This is a genomic window from Devosia sp. LjRoot16 (genome assembly GCF_964252795.1).
In the GTDB taxonomy this organism is placed as follows: Bacteria; Pseudomonadota; Alphaproteobacteria; order Rhizobiales; family Devosiaceae; genus Devosia_A.
Window position 1 is genome coordinate 2068194 of the sequence record NZ_CAXUPH020000001.1, and the last position, 16880, is coordinate 2085073.

15 protein-coding genes are annotated in these 16880 nt (G+C 64.8%); 11 read left to right on the top strand and 4 right to left on the bottom strand.

Annotated features, from left to right (window positions below; genetic code table 11):
* Positions 1-188: 188 nt before the first annotated feature.
* Entirely contained in the window at positions 189-1034 is an 846-nt protein-coding gene (locus ACSQ23_RS09845; RefSeq protein ID WP_436090499.1) for an ABC transporter permease, read from the bottom strand.
* A gap of 7 nt (positions 1035-1041) precedes the next feature.
* A complete protein-coding gene (locus tag ACSQ23_RS09850; protein WP_436090500.1) occupies positions 1042-1866 on the bottom strand; it encodes an ABC transporter ATP-binding protein in 825 nt (274 codons plus the stop codon).
* A gap of 311 nt (positions 1867-2177) precedes the next feature.
* Between ACSQ23_RS09850 and ACSQ23_RS09855 the strand changes: the two genes are divergently transcribed.
* The 9 genes from ACSQ23_RS09855 (at position 2178) to ACSQ23_RS09895 (ending at position 12118) form a co-directional block, all read left to right on the top strand.
* A complete protein-coding gene (locus tag ACSQ23_RS09855; protein WP_055887054.1) occupies positions 2178-3101 on the top strand; it encodes a MurR/RpiR family transcriptional regulator in 924 nt (307 codons plus the stop codon).
* 59 nt (positions 3102-3160) lie between these two features.
* Positions 3161-4942 carry an NAD(P)-binding domain-containing protein gene (locus ACSQ23_RS09860; RefSeq protein ID WP_436090501.1) on the top strand — a complete coding sequence of 594 codons (1782 nt, stop codon included), beginning with the start codon at positions 3161-3163 and terminating at the stop codon, positions 4940-4942.
* 96 nt (positions 4943-5038) lie between these two features.
* Complete coding sequence (locus tag ACSQ23_RS09865; RefSeq protein ID WP_436090502.1) at positions 5039-5428, top strand: hypothetical protein; 390 nt, start codon at positions 5039-5041, stop codon at positions 5426-5428.
* A 432-nt stretch (positions 5429-5860) separates the two neighbouring features.
* A complete protein-coding gene (locus ACSQ23_RS09870; protein WP_436090503.1) occupies positions 5861-7198 on the top strand; it encodes an extracellular solute-binding protein in 1338 nt (445 codons plus the stop codon).
* Positions 7199-7266: 68 nt separating this feature from the next.
* A complete protein-coding gene (locus ACSQ23_RS09875) occupies positions 7267-8151 on the top strand; it encodes an ABC transporter permease subunit (RefSeq protein ID WP_069908074.1) in 885 nt (294 codons plus the stop codon).
* A 9-nt stretch (positions 8152-8160) separates the two neighbouring features.
* Positions 8161-9078 (top strand): ABC transporter permease subunit, encoded by a 918-nt coding sequence (locus ACSQ23_RS09880; RefSeq protein WP_069908073.1) that lies wholly within the window; start codon positions 8161-8163, stop codon positions 9076-9078.
* 12 nt (positions 9079-9090) lie between these two features.
* Positions 9091-10167, top strand: a complete 1077-nt coding sequence (locus ACSQ23_RS09885) for an ABC transporter ATP-binding protein (protein ID WP_056003626.1) — start codon at positions 9091-9093, stop codon at positions 10165-10167.
* Positions 10168-10205: 38 nt separating this feature from the next.
* Positions 10206-11117, top strand: a complete 912-nt coding sequence (locus ACSQ23_RS09890) for a TIM barrel protein (RefSeq protein ID WP_056003623.1) — start codon at positions 10206-10208, stop codon at positions 11115-11117.
* 92 nt (positions 11118-11209) lie between these two features.
* Positions 11210-12118 carry a dihydrodipicolinate synthase family protein gene (locus ACSQ23_RS09895; RefSeq protein ID WP_436090504.1) on the top strand — a complete coding sequence of 303 codons (909 nt, stop codon included), beginning with the start codon at positions 11210-11212 and terminating at the stop codon, positions 12116-12118.
* Here the strand turns inward: ACSQ23_RS09895 and ACSQ23_RS09900 are convergent.
* On the bottom strand, positions 12115-12999 hold the full coding sequence (locus ACSQ23_RS09900) for a DMT family transporter (RefSeq protein ID WP_436090505.1): 885 nt from the start codon (positions 12997-12999) through the stop codon (positions 12115-12117). The genes ACSQ23_RS09895 and ACSQ23_RS09900 overlap by 4 nt on opposite strands.
* 314 nt (positions 13000-13313) lie before the next feature.
* On the opposite strand from ACSQ23_RS09900, the gene ACSQ23_RS09905 reads away from it, so the two are divergent.
* Entirely contained in the window at positions 13314-14432 is a 1119-nt protein-coding gene (locus tag ACSQ23_RS09905) for an NAD(P)-binding domain-containing protein (protein WP_436090506.1), read from the top strand.
* A gap of 223 nt (positions 14433-14655) precedes the next feature.
* On the opposite strand, the gene ACSQ23_RS09910 is transcribed toward ACSQ23_RS09905, so the two are convergent.
* Positions 14656-15645, bottom strand: a complete 990-nt coding sequence (locus tag ACSQ23_RS09910; protein ID WP_055887023.1) for a substrate-binding domain-containing protein — start codon at positions 15643-15645, stop codon at positions 14656-14658.
* A gap of 435 nt (positions 15646-16080) precedes the next feature.
* Between ACSQ23_RS09910 and ACSQ23_RS09915 the strand changes: the two genes are divergently transcribed.
* Complete coding sequence (locus ACSQ23_RS09915; protein ID WP_055887019.1) at positions 16081-16878, top strand: ATP-binding cassette domain-containing protein; 798 nt, start codon at positions 16081-16083, stop codon at positions 16876-16878.
* Positions 16879-16880: the final 2 nt, after the last annotated feature.

The window sequence follows — 16880 nt, forward strand, 5'->3', positions numbered from 1 at the left end:
TTCACCGTCCTCACTCCCAAACTCGATGTGGCGGTCCGGGCCTCCCTCGGCCCTGATCGTCCCATCCGCTCGATGTCATCCCAGCGAAAGCGGGGATCCATTCCTCCTTCTGCGCCAGCGGCCCGTTGGGTCCCAGCTTTCGCTGGGATGACACCGAGTATGTGGAGGCCGCTGCGCCTTCCCCCAGGCTAGGCCTCCCAGCTCGCGTACTTCTTCCCGAGGAGGAAAAAGAGCACGTAGATCAGGATGCCCAGGATCGAGAGGATCAAGACCACCGCGAAGAACTGCGGCATCTGGATCATGGATGAGTAGGAGGTGAGCCGGTTGCCCAGCCCGAAGCCGCCGCCGACCATTTCGGCGCCGACCGCGGTCAGGAGCCCGAAGATCGAGCCGACCATCAGGCCGACGAAGATCATCGGCAGCGCCATCGGGGCGCGCACCTTCCAGAAGATCTGCAGGGTCGAGGCGCCATAGGAGCGGGCCAGCGCGATCTTGCCGCGATCGACGCGGCGGAAGCCGGTGGCGGCGTTGATCATCACCATCGGCCCGGCGGCGAGCGCCACGGCAATGATGCGCGGCTCGTAGCCGAAACCGAAGCGCAGGATCAGCAACGGCACCAACGCCAGCATCGGTGTCGTCACCAGCAGCAGGATGTAGGGCGTGATGATCTTTTCGGCGAAGGGGAACTGGGTGATCACCGCCGCGAGGATCAACCCGACCACCGCGCCGATGCCGAAGCCGACAAACAGCTCGACCAGGGTATGGCCGAGATGCGGCGCGATGAACGGGAAATCGGCGAACAAAGCCACCGCGATCTCGCTCGGCTTGGGCAGCACATATTGCGGCACGGCGAACAGGTTCAGCAGCAGCTCGGTGCCGCCGATGATCACCACGGCGACGAGGACGATCGCCAGCACCTCGCCCATCGACTTGATGCCGGGGCCGGAGGTGAGGGCGGACATATTGGTGATGCCGACCTCGCTGGCGCCCCCGGCGGATTTCTTGAATTCGGGAATGGCGTCGGTTTCGCTCATCTGATCCTCACTGTGCCGCGACAGGCGCCGAAGCGGCGGTTGCCTGAGGGAAGCGACTCTGCTGCGTGCCGACGATTTCCAGCTTGATGGCGTTGGTGAGGTCGAAAACCTCCTTGGTCGACATGATCTCGAGCGAGCGGGGCCGCGCGAACGGCACCTCGTGGATATTGGCGACCCGGCCGGGGCGCGGGCTCATCACCACCACGCGGTCGGACAGGAAGATGGCTTCATCGATCGAGTGGGTGATGAGGACAATGGTGGTTCTGGTATCGAGCCAGATTTCCTCGACCAGCCGGTTCATCTCCTCGCGGGTGAAGGCGTCGAGCGCGCCGAACGGCTCGTCCATCAGCAGTACCGAGGGCTTGTAGCTTAGGGCGCGAACCAAGGCGGCGCGCTGCTGCATGCCGCCCGACAGTTCACGCGGGAAGCGCCCGCCAAAGCCTTCAAGGCCGACGCGGTTCAACAGCTCGTCGATCCAGACGCGATCGGGCTTGGTGCCCTTGATCTCGAAGGGGAAGTTGATGTTGGCGTCGAGATTGCGCCAGGGCAGGAGGTTGGCCTCCTGGAACACCATGCCGATCTCGGGATTGGGGCCGGTGACCGGCTTGCCGTCGAGCAGCACTTCGCCGGAGGTGAGGCCGTGCAGCCCCGACATCGACCATAACAGCGTGGTCTTGCCGCAACCGGAGGGGCCGACGATCGCGACGATCTCGCCCTCCATCACGTCGAGCGAACAGCGATCGATCGCCAAAAGGTCGCCCGAGCGGGTGTTGTAGACCTTGGTGGCCGCTTTCACCCGTAGTTTCGGTTGCTTCAACTCCTGAGCTGTCATCGCCCCTCGCGCTGCCCCGTACCAGACTATGGAACGGCTTCCGGGCGCTCCCTGTCGCGCCCTCATCCCCGTCCGAAGCCAGTCTGTAACTATCCTACTTTCCGAGTCAAGCGGCTGTCAGATTAGTTTCATATCTCGCAGGTAACTGCCGCATTTCCGGGCTTCTTGAGGCTTGCATCGTGTGTAAGTTTCCTACATTGTGCCGAAGAAATGGGCGGCGGGACACCGCAGGCGAGGCGTTTCCGGGATAGGGCATTGGCTGGTCAGAAATGATAGAAGTCGCGTCAGACCCAACAGCCGGAAGGCCGGATATGCGCAAGCCCAGGCGCGACGACAGCGAAGCCTACGCCAAGCCGATCCCCGACATCCTGTCGCAGATCAAGGATTCCTACAGCGAGCTCAGGCCGGCCGAGCGCCGGGTGGCCGACGTGGTGCTGGCCGACGTCACCTTCTCGGTCGACGCATCGAACGCCGAGATCGCCAGGCGCGCCGAAGTCAGCGAGCCGACAGTCACCCGGTTCTGTCGCGCCATCGGCTGCGATGGGGTGCGCGATTTCAAGCTGAAGCTGGCGCAGAGCGTGGTGGTGGGGCGGCTCTATCTGGCTCCGGCGCCGCCGGCGGGCGAGGTCAGTTCCAATGCCTCGCCGCTCTGGACCGAAGTGTTCGGTGAGGCGCGCAACGCGCTCAACCTCGTCGAACGGCAGATCGATCCGCTCGATGTCATCGCCGCCGCCGAACTGGTGGCGAGCGCCCACCAGGTGCTGGTGTTCGGGCTGGGGGGCAGTTCGACCTCGCTGGCGCTCGAAACGCAGAACCGGCTGTTCCGCTATGGCGTGGTGGTCAGCGCGCATTCCGACCCCTACGTGATGAAGATGACGGCCTCGACGCTGAAGCCGAATGATCTGGTAATCGCCATTTCCGGCACCGGCCGCACGCGCGAAGTGGTGGAAGCGGTGCAACTGGCCAAGCACTATCGGGCCAAGGCGCTCTGCATCACCGCGCCCGACACCGACCTTGCCGCCACCGCCGACGTGGCGCTCACCGTCGACATCCCGGAATTCCCCGACCCGCTGAAGCCCACCGCTTCGCGCTACGCTTTCCTCGCCATTATCGACCTCCTCTCGAGCGCGGTCGGCACCCGGCTCGATCCCGATGCGCGCGAGACGCTGCGCCGGATCAAGTACACCGTGCTGAACCACCGCAAGGGCCGCGTGCTGGAGCCACTGGGCGACTGAGTCTTCTGTTGCGTTTCTTGCGGCGGTTCTCCCGCCGCCCATAGTTGGGGTCATACTGAATGCACGATACTGCACCCGCGGCAGCGGCGGCCGCCTGGCTTGCCATGTTCGGCGACACGCTGACCAAGGGCGACAGCGCCGCGACGCTCGAGCTGTTCGCCGAGGATTGCTACTGGCGCGACATCGTGGCGTTCACCTGGAACATCAAAACCATGGAGGGCAAACCCGCCATCGCCGCGATGCTGCAAGCGACGCTGGGATCGACCAAGCCGTCGAACTGGCAGGTCACCAGCGCCACGGGTGGTCCATCCGAAGCGCTGCAGGCCTGGTTCAGTTTCAAGACGAAGGTGGGGCAAGGGCAGGGCATCTTTACCCTCGAAGACGGCAAGTGCCGCACCATCCTCACCACACTGCAAGCGCTCGACGGGCATGAGGAGGCGATCGGCTTCAGCCGCGCCATGGGCGTCCGGCACGGCGCCGACCGCAATCGTGAAACCTGGTCGGAAGCGCGAGCGCGCGAGGACGCCGCGTTCGGCGCCGGCGCCGACCCCTATTGCCTGATCATCGGCGGCGGGCAGGGCGGCATCATGCTCGGGGCCCGGCTGAAGCAGCTGGGCGTTCCTACCGTTATCGTCGAGAAGAACCTCAAGGCCGGCGACTCCTGGCGCAACCGCTATCGCTCGCTCGTCCTGCACGACCCGGTCTGGTACGACCACCTGCCCTATATTCCGTTCCCGGCGCACTGGCCCGTCTTTACCCCCAAGGACAAGATGGGCGACTGGCTCGAGATGTACGTCAAGGTGATGGAGCTCAACTACTGGGGCGGCACCGAGTGCATCTCGGCAAAGTTCGACGATCAAGAAAAACGCTGGACGGTCGAACTCAAGCGCAACGGCAAGCCGATCACCCTCAGGCCGACGCAACTGGTGTTCGCTACCGGCGCCTATGGGCCGCCGAAGTTCATCCCGCTGCCGGGGGCGACCGGCTTCAAGGGCGAGATCATTCACTCCAGCCAGTACTCTGACGGGGCGAAGTACCGGGGTAAGAAAGCCGTGGTGATCGGCGCCGCCAGTTCCGGGCACGACGTTTCGGTCGACCTCTGGGAAGCTGGCGCCGCGGTCACCATGGTGCAGCGCTCGCCGACCACGGTGGTGCGCTCAGAAACGCTGATGGAGCTCGCCTTCGACACCTATTCCGAGGCGGCGGTGGCGGCCGGGATCGATGTCGATACAGCCGACCTCCTCGGCGCCGCGACGCCGTTTGCGCTGCAGCCGGCAAAGCAGCGGGCGCTCTACGACAAGATCCGGGTCCGTGACGCCGCGTTCTACGACCAGCTTCGCGCCACCGGGTTCCTGCTGGATTTCGGCCCCGATGAAACCGGGCTGATGATGAAGGCCTATCGCACGGGCTCGGGTTACTACGTCGATGTCGGCGCCTCACAGCTGATCATCGACGGCGAGATCGGCATCAAGGCCGGGGTGGAGATCGAAACCCTCACCCCCACCGGCATTCGCTTTGCCGATGGCAGCGAGATCGCCGCCGACCTCATCATCCAGTCGACCGGCTTTCAGTCGATGCACGAGGTGGTGGCGAAAATCGTGTCGCGCGAGGTGGCGGACGAGATCGGCACTTGCTGGGGGCTGGGCTCCGGCACACGCAACGATCCGGGCCCGTGGCACGGCGAATTGCGGAACATGTACAAGCCGGTGGCCCAGCAGAACCTGTGGTTCCAGGGTGGCAACCTGGCGCTCAGCCGCTTCTTTTCGAAATTCGTCGCCCTGCAGATCAAAGCCCGGATGGAAGGGCTTGATACCAAAGAGTACAGAACGCCATTGTATTGAGCTATTGCAGACTCGTGCCAGTCGCGAGATTGTTAACTGGCGCCCGGTACTTAAACGGCCGCATCGACGTTGTTGTCGGACGACATGGAGGTTGGAATGAAACGCCTGCTCCCCGTAGTTGCCGCGACTGTGACTATGCTCCTCGCCGGTCCGGCGCTGGCCCAGCCGCTCGAGATCATCGTGCGCGGTGGCACGCCGACCTATCTGCCGACGCTGTTGCCTGATGGCGACGACTATATCTACGGCAACCCCGGCAATCCGAACTTCCCGAACTTCGATCCGGCGGCGGCGGCGATCAACGCCGAGCTGGCGATCCATCCGCGCTCGCGGCTCCGCCCCAACAACCTGTGGCTGGTGAGTTCGCTGGGGTATCGCTCGGGCTCCTGGACCGAGCATATGGAAGCCTGCCAGGCGGCGTTCTCGAGCTACGATCCGGTCAGCGACACCATCATCGCAGGTGGCCTGCCACGCCGCTGCCCGCTCTGAGCTGAACCACGGGCTTTGATGCTCGGACAAACTTGGGCACAACATCGCCACACCACCGGGTGTCATCCCAGCGAAAGCTGGGACCCAATCACCGCTGGTTCGGGCTGCGACGGACGAGGGCAAAGCCCTCGCCGTGGGGTCCCAGCTTTCGCTTGGATGACACCGAGTGGGTGGAGTTCGTGGTGCCCGCAATTTCGTTGGGGCCCCACATCCAGTGGTTATGCACAGCTCTCCGCCGTACGGCCGCCAGCTTTATCCGCCGCTTCGGCCGTAGCAGCTCCTGCGCCCTCAATGACTTAGCTCCAGTGACATCCAGGTGTCATCGAGGTGTCACGGCTCGTTCATCGGGCTGAAATCCAACCGTCAAGGTCTCCGACTAGGAGTGCGCCGCTCGAGAAATCGACCGACATTCCTGTTCCTTGGAGACTCAACATGAAATCCAATTGGCTGCTCAGCGCAGCTCTGGCGGCGACCGCCCTGACTTTTGTGGCCTCGCCTGCCGCTGCCGCGACCAAGTTCGAGTTCTGGTACGGCCTCAGCGGCGACCTTTCCGAGCGCATCCAGGACATGTGCAAGACCTTCAACGAGTCGCAGAGCGACTATGAGATCGTCTGTGTCAGCCAGGACAATTACGACAACAACCTGCAGAACACGATCGCGGCGTTCCGCGCCAACAAGCAGCCGACCGTCACCCAGATCTTCGACGCCGGCACCCTCGACCTGATGCTGTCGGACGCCTACGTGCCGGTGCGCCAGCTGATGGAAGAGAACGGCTACCAGATCGACTGGGCCAACTATTTCAAAGGCGTCGGCTCATACTACTCGACCTCGACGGGCGAGCTGCTGTCGATGCCGTTCAACTCCTCGACCGCGCAGATCTATTTCAACACCGATGCGCTGGCCAAGGTCGGCTTCGAAGGCATCCCGGAGACCTGGAGCCAGGTCGAAGACGTGGCCCGCAAGATGAAGGCCGCCGGCTATGACTGCCCGGTGGCGTTCGACCCGGCCGGCGCCTGGCAGTGGTTCGAGCAGTTCGAAGCCATCCACAACCAGCCGATCGCCACCAAGGGCAACGGCTTTGACGGCCTCGACGCCGAGATGGTGGTGTCGAAGGGCAAGTTCGTCGACCAGCTGACCTGGATCAAGAAGATGTATGACGAAGGTCTCTTCGTTCATAAGTCCAAGGATGCCGGCGAGACCGCCAACGACGCCTTCGTCAACGGCAAGTGCCAGATCACCTCGTCGTCGGTCGCCGATCACGGCACCTTCGGCAAGCAGGCCAAGGAAGGCGTGCACTGGACCAATGCCATGCTGCCGATGCTCGACGGCTTCGAGCGCCACAACTCGTTCGTGGGCGGCGCTTCGCTGTGGACGCTGAAGGGCAAGTCGGCTGAGGAATACAAGGGCGCCGCGGCGTTCTACAACTTCCTCGCTACGCCCGAGCAGACCCAGTGGTGGTCGACGGTCACCGGCTACATCCCGGTCACCAATTCCGGCTTCGAGGCCATGAAGGCCGCCGGTTTCTATGACGCCGCCCCGTACAAGGGCCGCGAGCTGGCCATCAAGTCGCTGACCATGCCGGCCGGCGAGAATACCCGTGGCATCCGCCTGGGCAACTACGCCTCGATCCGCGCCGAGATGGTCAAGACCATCCAGTCGGTGCTGTTCAACAACGTGCCGGTGCAGCAGGCGCTCGAAGAGTTCGATGCCAAGGGCAACGAAATCCTGCGTCGTTTCGAGGCGACCTACGCCGGCAAGAACCTGCTCTGATCTCTGCCTGACTTCCGCACGGACGGCTCACCAGCCGTCCGTGCACGCTATTTTGGTGGAAGGTCCCCATGGAACGCCGCGCCTATTATCGCAACGGGTGGATGCCCTGGCTGCTGCTTGCGCCACAGCTGATCCTCGTCCTCGTTTTCTTCTACTGGCCGACCACACAGGCGCTTTACTGGGCGTTCTCGCTCGAGCAGCCCTGGGGCGGCGGCAACACCTGGGTCGGGTTCGACAACTTCCTCGCCATCTTCCGTGACCGGGAGTACTGGGGCACCGTGCTGCGCAGCGCGTTCTACGCCATTGTCTCCACCGGGCTGTCGATGGCGGTGGCGCTGACGCTCGCGGCGTTCGTCGATCGCTCGCTGAAGGGCACCCGCATTTTCCAGTCGATCTATGTCTGGCCCTACGCCATCGCGGCGCCGGCGGCAGGCGTCGCCTTCCGCTTCATCTTTGCGCCGGAATCGGGGCTGATCGGCTCGGTCAACCAGATCTGGCCGGGCATCTGGGACCCGGCGACCAATGGCATTCACGCGCTGGCGATGGTCATCGTCTGCCATGCCTGGCTCGGCATCGGCTACAACTTCATCTTCTTTCTCGCCGCGCTGCAGATGATCCCGCGCTCGATCTCGGAAGCCGGCGCCATGGATGGCGCCCGTCCGTTCCAGCGGCTCATCGACCTGCAGCTGCCGCTGATCGCCCCGACGGCGTTCTTCCTCCTGATCATGAACCTGATCTCCAGCTTCACCGACAGCTTCGGGCTGATCGATGTGATGACCGAGGGCGGCCCGATCGGGCAGACCGAAGTCATGGTCTACAAGATCTATTTCGACGGGTTCAAAGGCCTCGACTACTCGGGCGCCGCGGCCCAGTCGATCGTCCTCATGCTGCTCGTCATCGGCCTCACGTTCGTCCAGTTCAAATGGGTCGAACGGCGCGTCCACTACAACTGAGGTGAAGCCGTGATCGAGCGTTCCCCCTTCTTCGACTTCATCACCTACCTCGCCATGGCGTTCGGCGCCCTCGTCGTGGTGATCCCGTTCTGGATTACCCTGGTCGCCGGCTCGCAGTCGCTGCAGGAGGTCAGCCAGGTGCCGATCAGCCTCTTGCCGTCCTCGCACCTGTTCGAGAACCTTGCGGCGGCGTGGACGCGCGGCGACCTCGGGCCCAAGCTGATCAACAGCTTCATCGTCGCCATCGGGGTGACGGTCGGCAAGATCACGCTGGCTTCGCTGTCGGCCTTCGCCATCGTGTTCTTCAGCTTCAAGGCGCGGATGATCTGCTTCTGGCTGATCTTCATCACCCTGATGCTGCCGCTCGAAGTGCGCATCGTGCCGACCTACTCGATTGCCGCCAACGCGCTGCTGCCGTTCCAGGTCATCCTCGATACGCTGGGGATTACCGGGCTGGTGCAGGCGGTGAGCGGGGTGCAGATCGCGCTCAACTGGAACCTGCTCAACTCCTATACCGGCCTGATTCTGCCGCTGGTCGCCACGGCGACCGGCACGTTCCTCTACCGGCAGTTCTTCATGACCATCCCGGACGAGCTGGTGGAAGCCAGCAAGATGGATGGGGCCCACCCGCTCGAGTTCTTCTTCGATGTGCTGCTGCCTTTGAGCCGCACCAACATGCTGGCGCTCGCCACCATCATGTTCGTCTCCAGCTGGAACCAGTACCTGTGGCCGCTGCTGATCACCACCGACCGGGCCAATTTCGGCACCGTGGTGATGCAGCTCAAAGCCCTGATCCCGGCGCAGAACGGCACCCCCGACTGGAACGTCACCATGGCGGGCGCCCTCATCATCATGCTGCCGCCGCTGCTGGTCGTTGCCTTCATGCAGCGCTGGTTCGTGCGTGGCCTGATTTCCCGCGACAAATGATTGGATAGACCCATGGCTCAGATCACCATCAAGGGCGTGAAGAAGAACTACGCCAAGACCCCCGTGATCCATGGGGTGGACGTCAATATCGAAGCGGGCGAGTTCGTCGTCATTCTCGGGCCTTCGGGCTGTGGCAAGTCCACGCTGCTCAGGATGATCGCCGGGCTGGAAGAGATCTCCGAGGGAGAGATCGCCATCGGCGGCACCGTGGTCAACAAGCTCGAACCGCGCGAGCGCGGCTGCGCCATGGTGTTCCAGAACTATGCGCTCTACCCGCATATGACGGTGCGCCGGAACATCGGCTATGCGCTGAAGGTGGCCAAGGTCCCCAAGGCCGAGCGTGACGAGCGGGTGATGAAGGTGGCGCAGTCGGTGTCGCTGGAGCCGTTCCTCGATCGCCGGCCGGGCGAACTGTCCGGCGGCCAGCGGCAGCGCGTCGCCATGGCCCGCGCCATGGTGCGCGAACCCAAGGTGTTTCTGTTCGACGAGCCGTTCTCCAACCTCGATGCCAAGCTCCGCGTCGCCATGCGCTCGGAAGTGCGGCGCCTGCACCGCGATCTCGGCGTCACCTCGGTGTTCGTCACGCACGACCAGATCGAGGCGATGACGCTGGCCGACAAGCTGATCATCATGAATGCCGGCCGGGTCGAGCAGATCGGCAGGCCGACCGAAGTCTACAACAATCCGGCCAGCCGGTTCGTCGCCGACTTCATCGGTTCGCCGGCGATGAACCTGTTCGAAGGCGAGTTCGACGCCGAGGGGCACTTCGTCCATGGCGCCGGCGGCCGGATGAATGTCAGCCAGCTCAACGGCGTGCGTCAGCCCGGCCGCAAGGTGGTGCTGGGCGTCCGTCCCGAAGGCGTACGCCGCACCGGCGCCGATGCGCATGGCGCGATCCCGGCGGTGGTCGACTATGTCGAGGAACTGGGCGCTTCGCGGCTGATCCATGCCGACGCCAATGGCAGCCGCATCGTGGCGCTCGACAATGACAGTGCCGAGCTCAAATCCGGCACGCCGGTGCATCTCAGCCTCGCCGACAGTGCGCTGCACCTGTTCTCGCTCGAAGACGGGCGCCGCATCTCGCATTGAGGCCGACCGCTTTGCCTTTCCACCCAGGAGACATTTTCATGAGCAACATCATTGCGACCGGCTTCAATGTCGGCTCGGACAATGGCGAGTTCGCCACCCTCGAAGCCGATATGCGCGCGCTCAGCGAGATGGGCGTCGATACCGTCGAGATCGGTATCACCAGCCTCGACCTCGTTGCCGGCGGCCGGATCATCAAGGAGCGTCACGAGGCGCTGCTGGCGCTGACCCGCCAGTTCGATTTCCGCTACACCGTGCACGGCCTGGTCTCGTCCAACTTCATGGACCCGGTAACGCAGCGCTACCAGATCGACGCCGCCAAGGCGCTGGTCGAGGTGTCGAACTCGATCGGTGCCGGTATCCTGGTCCACCACAGCGGGAACCTGCGCGCCGAGGCGATTGCCGACTGGGCGGGCGCTGACCTGCGGGAGCGCGAAGCCCTCACCGAGCTTGCCGATTTCGCCCGTCCGCATGGCGTGCGCATCGCGCTCGAGAACATCTTCACCACCGAGCTCGGCCAGTATCGCCAGACCCCGACCGAAGTCGCCGAGACGGTCAAGGCGGTGAACCATTCCAACGTCGTGGCGCTGATCGACTTCAGCCACGCCTATATCGAATCGACCTTCAAGGGCCTCGACTTCCGCGCCGAAATCCGCGCCATGGCGCCGGTGGCGGGGCACCTGCACCTGCATGACTCGTTCGGCCGGCCGCAGGGCTTCTACAAGCCGTTCCATCCGGCGGAAAACACCGCGATGGGCATCGGCGACCTGCATATGCCGCTCGGCTGGGGCGATATCGCCTGGGACGAGATCTTCGCCGAACTCAGCTTCCTGCCCGACACCGTCGCAATGATGGAAATCGGCCGCCGCTACCGTCGCGAACAGCCCGAAAGCCTGGCACGGGCCAAGGCGCTGAGCGGGCTCGGCGAGGCTGAGGCGATCGCGGCCGAGTAATCTCAAGCTGCCGGCGTCCACCTGGGGCGCCGGCAACTTGCTTCGCTCCCGCTCGTTCGTGCACCATGGCCGGAACGAGAGGGAGCTGCGCGATGGGTTTCGGGATTTCGGGCGTCTACTGCGCCACGGTGACGCCGCTCAATGCCGATCTCAGCCCCGACCTGCAGCGGCTCGGCGCGCACTGCCACAACCTCATTGCCGATGGCTGCCACGGCATCGCGCTGCTCGGCACCACAGGCGAAGCCAACTCGTTCTCGGTCGCTGAGCGGAAGACCATCCTCGAGGGCGCATTGGCCGCCGGGATCACGCCGGAGCAGTTGGCGCCGGGCGTCGGCGTCGCTGCCATCCCCGATACGGTGGAGCTCACCCGCCACGCCCTGAGCCTCGGCATCAGCCGCGTGGTGATGCTGCCGCCGTTCTACTACAAGGGGGTGAGCGACGATGGGATCTTTGCTGCCTATGCTGGGATTATCGAGGCGGTGGCCGATCCGCGGCTCAAGCTCATCCTCTACCACATCCCGCAGACCTCGGCGGTGCCGCTCAGCCGGCCGCTGGTGACGCGGCTCATCGCGGCGTTCCCCGGGATCGTCGTCGGGCTCAAGGACTCCTCGGGCGATTACGGCAACATGCAGGGCCTGGTGGAGGACAATCCCGGCTTTGCGGTGATGGTCGGGGCCGATCCGCTGCTGTTGCCGTTCCTCAAGATCGGCGGCGCCGGCTGTATCACGGCGACGTCGAACCTCGCGGCCCGAGCGTTGCGCACCATCTATGACCATCATGCCGACCCGGCTCGCGCGAGTGAGGTCGATGCGGCGCAGGGGCGGATCGAGGCGGCGCGGGCCATGCTCAACAGCTATGGGCAGATCCCGACCATCAAAGCCGTGCTGGCGGAGCGTGATGGCGACGACGGCTGGAGCCGGGTGCGACCGCCGCTCATGCCATTCGCGGCAGACAAGCTCGGCGAACTGAGTGAGCGGGTCGCGGCGCTGCCGGCGCTTTAAGTCATCTCGCGCGGTTGCTCGGCGTCGCGCGGGGCCTGCTGGCGCAGCACCAGCACGAGGCCGACCAGCGCAATGATGCCGCCCACGGCCATGCGGAGGTCAAAGCCTTCGCCGAGCAGCAGGATGCCCATCAGCACCGTCATCAGCGGCATCATCAGGCCAAGCGGCGCGACGACCGAGGCTGGGTAGCGCTGCAGGATGCCGAGATAGAGGGTGGTCGCCAGCAGGGTAACCGCGACGACCGAGAAGGCGAGAGCGGCGAAGAACGGCCAGCCGGCGCCAAGGCTTGATGTCACCGGGGTGGTTTCGGCGAGCAGTGAATAGGCCAGCATCGGTGGGGCAGAGACGAAGGCGATCCAGGCCTGCATGGTCAGGGGCTTTATGGCGCCATAGCGCTTCAGCAGCACCTGGCCCAGCGAGATGGCGATGGCCGAGACGAAGGCGAATGCCAGCCCAAGGCTGATACTGGCGCCCTCGCCATCCCACATCACGAGGATCACCCCGCCCAGCGCCAACGCAATGCCGGCGCCGCGGGCGAGGCCGACCTGCTCGCCGAGCAGCAGCACCGAGAGCAGGGCAGTGATCGGGATCGCCGTCTGCAAGACGATCGAGACGCTCGACGAGGTGGCGTGCGAGAGGCCGAGGAACATCAGGCCGAAATGGCAGGCGCCCATCAGGAAGCCGATGCCGAGGATCGGCAGCAGCGGCCGCGGCAGTGGCCTGAGCAGCGGCGAGAGGATCGCCGCGACGATCAGAAAGCGCGCCGCCGCGTAAAAGATCGGAGCGACGCCGAATTCGGAGAACAGCACCCGGCTGACGATCAGGTTCAAGGCCCAGATCAGGCAGACGGCAGCATAAAGCAGGAGGTCGAGGGGGCGCATGAAAGCTCGGAGGGGCTGACGCGGACGCGCCGGTAGCGGGCATCGCATACGAGCGCCCATCTGCCAATGGTCCTTTCGTTGCCGGTCGGTCAGTGTGCTTGGCGCCCCTCACCCTAACCCTCTCCCCCAAAGGGGCGAGGGGACGCACTTTGCACCGGCCGTGCCACCACGCCCCCTCGCCCCCTCGCCCCTCTGGGGAGAGGGCTGGGGTGAGGGGTAGCCAAGCGCACAAATCGTTCCTGTGAGAGCGTTCGCCTGCCGTTGCGTACCCGCTACGCTCGCCCTACCTCTGGGGCGACAACAGGATATTCCCGATGGATGCCGAAACCCTCGCCCCGCAAAGCGCGCCGCCGCTGGGCGTCGCGATCAAGACCGAGATCGTGGTCATCGGCGCCGGGCAGGCGGGGCTGTCCTCGGCCTATCACCTCAGGCAGCGCGGGCTCGCGGCGGGGCGCGGCTTCGTCGTGCTCGACCAATCGCCGAGGGCAGGCGGCGCCTGGCAGTTCCGCTGGCCGTCGCTGACGCTCAGCACGGTCAACCGGGTGCACGACCTGCCGGGCATGGCGTTCTCCGAGGCGGTCGATACCAGCAACGACGCGGTCGAGGCGGCGGTCGCCGTGCCACGCTACTTCGCAGCCTATGAGGAGCGCTTCGGGCTCAATGTCTATCGGCCGGTCAAGGTGAAGGTGGTGTGCCAGCGCGGCGAGCGCTTCCGGGTCGAGACCGACCGCGAGACGTTTTCGGCCCGCGGCATCATCAACGCCACCGGCACCTGGGAAACGCCCTATATTCCCGAGTATCCGGGGCGGGACCTGTTCCGGGGGCGGCAGCTCCACACGCGCGATTACCGCACGGCCGCGGAGTTCGCCGGCCAGCATGTGGTGATCGTCGGCGGCGGCATTTCGGCCATCCAGCTGCTCAATGAGATTTCGCAGGTGACCAGCACCACCTGGGTGACGCGGCGGCCGCTGCAGTTCCGCGACGGGCCGTTCGACCAGGAAGCGGGGCGGGCCGCGGTAAAGCTGGTGGAAGATCGCGTCCGCCAGGGCCTGCCGCCCAACTCGGTGGTTTCCGTCACCGGCCTGCCGCGCTCGCCGCTGATCGAGGCGATGGAGGCGCGCGGCGTGCTGAAGCGGCTGGAGATGTTCTCGGAGATCACCGAGACCGGGGTGCGCTGGGAGGACGGTAGCGAGCAGCGGGCCGACGTGATCCTCTGGTGCACCGGCTTCCGCTCGTCGCTCGACCATCTGGCGCCGCTGCTGCTACGCGAAGCCTCGGGCGGCATCCTGATGGGCGGCCGGCTGGCGACAGAGGTGGTCAAGGATCCGCGCATCCACCTCGTCGGCTACGGCCCCTCGGCCTCGACCATCGGCGCCAATCGGGCGGGTGCGGTGGCGGCTAGCGAGTTGATGGGGACGCTGGGGGTGAGTTGAAGCTGCGGTGCCAGCTGACCCCCACCCCTGTCCCCTCCCCCTGAAGGAGGGGGAGGGAGACGCCTCCTCTGGCATTGGTGTTTTGGTCTCCCTCCCCATTTTTAGGGGAGGGGACAGGGGTGGGGTCAGCCCTCACCGGATGTCCGGGAATCCCACTTCAGAAAACGAAAAGGGGCGCGCCGAAGCGCGCCCCGATTGGTCCGCCGACTGATCGGCTCCGGCCTTACTTGGCGCAGATACCCGGGTCCTCGAGGGTGCAGAGGTCGAGGCCGGTGAACTTCGGATCCTCGACGGTTTCGCCCTTGATCAGGCTGATCAGGATATCGGGCGCCTCGTTGCCCATCTGGTACGGCCGCTGGCCGATCTGGAAGTGGCTGCGGCCCTCACGGAACGCCTGGGTCTGCGGCGGCAGCGTGTCGCCGGCGATGATCACCAGATCCTTGGACTTCAGCCGCTCCATGACCTGGTCGGTGTTCTGGGCATAGGCCTGCGGGCCGAACTGGGCCCAGCCGCCGACGAGAACGAAGGCATCGAGATCGGGCTGCGCGGTGAAGACGTCGGCCATCTGCTGGTTGGCAGTGGGGATGTCGTCATTGGTATAGGTCGGGCAGCCATCGGCCTCAGTCCAGCCGTTGGTGTTGTTGAGCTTTTCGGTGCCCTTGGCGCCGGCAATAGTGTCGCGGAAGCCCGCGGCGCGCTCGTTGATGTTGGCCGCTGCGACGTTGCCGAGCTGCAGGCAGACGGTGCCGCCTTCCGGCTTGAGCTTCTTCAGCTCGGTCGCCATGCCGACACCCATGTCGTAGTTGTTGGTGCCGAAATAGGTCTTGCGCAGCGCCTTGTCCTCAGGGAGGAGGTCGGCGTCCACCGTGATGATCGGCATGGTCGGCGCGGCGGCCTTCAGCATGTTGGCCATGGCCGGGGCATTGGACGGCGAGATGGCGATGCCGGCGACGCCCTTGCTGATCAGATCCTGCACGATCTGCACTTCGCCGGCTTCATCCGAGCTCAGCGCCGGGCCGGTGTAAAGGCAGGTATATTCGCTGTCGGCGTGCGCCGTGTTCCAGTCGGCACAGCCCTGGCCCATCACCGTGAAGAACGGATTGTCGAGGCCTTTGACGACGACGGCCAGGATTTTCTTGTCCTGCGCCATGGCGCTGCCTGCGAGCGCGACGGCAATGGCCGCGCCGGCAAGCACAAATGTAGTCTTACGCATGAGTCTTCCTCCCTCGGGTTCAGTCTTGGCCTGCTTGGCGCAGGCCCTCGGTCGAGCCCGACTAACGTACCTCAACGGCGAGAGGTCCCTGGCCGCCCGCTGATACGTCTGCCGTCTCGATGAGCTCCTCAATGCTTGCGCGAGCCTTCTCACGGGCCGTTGCTGGCCGCGGTGCTTCGCATGTCGAAGCGGATACTGAGGCGGCTTGTGACAATAGTCAATCGGGCTGATGCACGTGCACATTCAAGCGCATCAAGTTGTCAGATACGTGGATAAAGACGTTGGAAAGACTGGTTAAACAGCAACCTCACTGACGTTTTTTGCGGGTGCGGAGTGGATGCTCAAAGTCGATTGACGCTTGGCGCGGCATCCCGCATAGATTTGCCCGCGACATCTAGCGGAGGGCGGAGCCTTCCAGCCTTGGGAGGGGCAACGATGGCGGTTCTCGAGCTGGCGAACATCGCCAAGCACTATGGTGCTATCACCGCGCTGACCGATATTTCACTGACGCTGAACGCCGGCGAAGTGGTCGGGCTGGTGGGCGACAACGGCGCCGGCAAGACGACGCTGGTCAAGATCATCGCCGGCAATTTCCACCCATCCGAAGGCAGCATCAGTCTCGACGGGCAGGTGGTGCAACTGCACGGTCCGAAGGACGCGCGCTCCAAGGGGATCGAGATCGTCTACCAGGACCTGGCGCTGGCCGATAACCTCACGGCGGCGGCCAATATCTTTCTCGGGCGCGAGCTCACCACCATCGCCCGCACGCCGCAGGAAGCCGAGCTGCCGTTCAGCAAGCGGCGGCGCGGTTGGCGGCTGTTCGTGCCGGAAATCCTCGACTACGGCGCGATGTACAAGAAGGCGGGCGAGCTGTTCGCCGAGCTCAAGTCCGAGACGCGGCCGCGCGACCTGGTGCGGCGCATGTCGGGCGGGCAGCGCCAGGCCGTCGCCATCGCGCGGACCCGGCTGTCCAACCCCAAGATCGTCCTAATGGACGAGCCGACCGCGGCGATCAGCGTGCGGCAGGTGGCTGAGGTGCTGAACCTGATCCGCCGGCTCAAGGAGCAGGGCATCGCGGTGGTGCTGATCAGCCACCGTATCCCCGACGTCTTCGCCGTATGCGACCGGCTGGTGGTGCTGCGGCGCGGCCGCAAGGTTGCCGACAAGCGGGTCGCCGATTCCTCACCCGAGGAAGTGACCGGATTGATCACCGGCGCGCTGCAGAGCGCTTGAGG

Excerpts from the sequence above, each read along its gene's own strand:
- ACSQ23_RS09845 (WP_436090499.1), bottom strand. The coding sequence starts at position 1,034 with ATGAGCGAAACCGACGCCATTCCCGAATTCAAGAAATCCGCCGGGGGC.
- ACSQ23_RS09850 (WP_436090500.1), bottom strand. The coding sequence starts at position 1,866 with ATGACAGCTCAGGAGTTGAAGCAACCGAAACTACGGGTGAAAGCGGCC.
- ACSQ23_RS09855 (WP_055887054.1), top strand. The coding sequence starts at position 2,178 with ATGCGCAAGCCCAGGCGCGACGACAGCGAAGCCTACGCCAAGCCGATC.
- ACSQ23_RS09860 (WP_436090501.1), top strand. The coding sequence starts at position 3,161 with ATGCACGATACTGCACCCGCGGCAGCGGCGGCCGCCTGGCTTGCCATG.
- ACSQ23_RS09865 (WP_436090502.1), top strand. The coding sequence starts at position 5,039 with ATGAAACGCCTGCTCCCCGTAGTTGCCGCGACTGTGACTATGCTCCTC.
- ACSQ23_RS09870 (WP_436090503.1), top strand. The coding sequence starts at position 5,861 with ATGAAATCCAATTGGCTGCTCAGCGCAGCTCTGGCGGCGACCGCCCTG.
- ACSQ23_RS09875 (WP_069908074.1), top strand. The coding sequence starts at position 7,267 with ATGGAACGCCGCGCCTATTATCGCAACGGGTGGATGCCCTGGCTGCTG.
- ACSQ23_RS09885 (WP_056003626.1), top strand. The coding sequence starts at position 9,091 with ATGGCTCAGATCACCATCAAGGGCGTGAAGAAGAACTACGCCAAGACC.
- ACSQ23_RS09890 (WP_056003623.1), top strand. The coding sequence starts at position 10,206 with ATGAGCAACATCATTGCGACCGGCTTCAATGTCGGCTCGGACAATGGC.
- ACSQ23_RS09895 (WP_436090504.1), top strand. The coding sequence starts at position 11,210 with ATGGGTTTCGGGATTTCGGGCGTCTACTGCGCCACGGTGACGCCGCTC.
- ACSQ23_RS09900 (WP_436090505.1), bottom strand. The coding sequence starts at position 12,999 with ATGCGCCCCCTCGACCTCCTGCTTTATGCTGCCGTCTGCCTGATCTGG.
- ACSQ23_RS09905 (WP_436090506.1), top strand. The coding sequence starts at position 13,314 with ATGGATGCCGAAACCCTCGCCCCGCAAAGCGCGCCGCCGCTGGGCGTC.
- ACSQ23_RS09910 (WP_055887023.1), bottom strand. The coding sequence starts at position 15,645 with ATGCGTAAGACTACATTTGTGCTTGCCGGCGCGGCCATTGCCGTCGCG.
- ACSQ23_RS09915 (WP_055887019.1), top strand. The coding sequence starts at position 16,081 with ATGGCGGTTCTCGAGCTGGCGAACATCGCCAAGCACTATGGTGCTATC.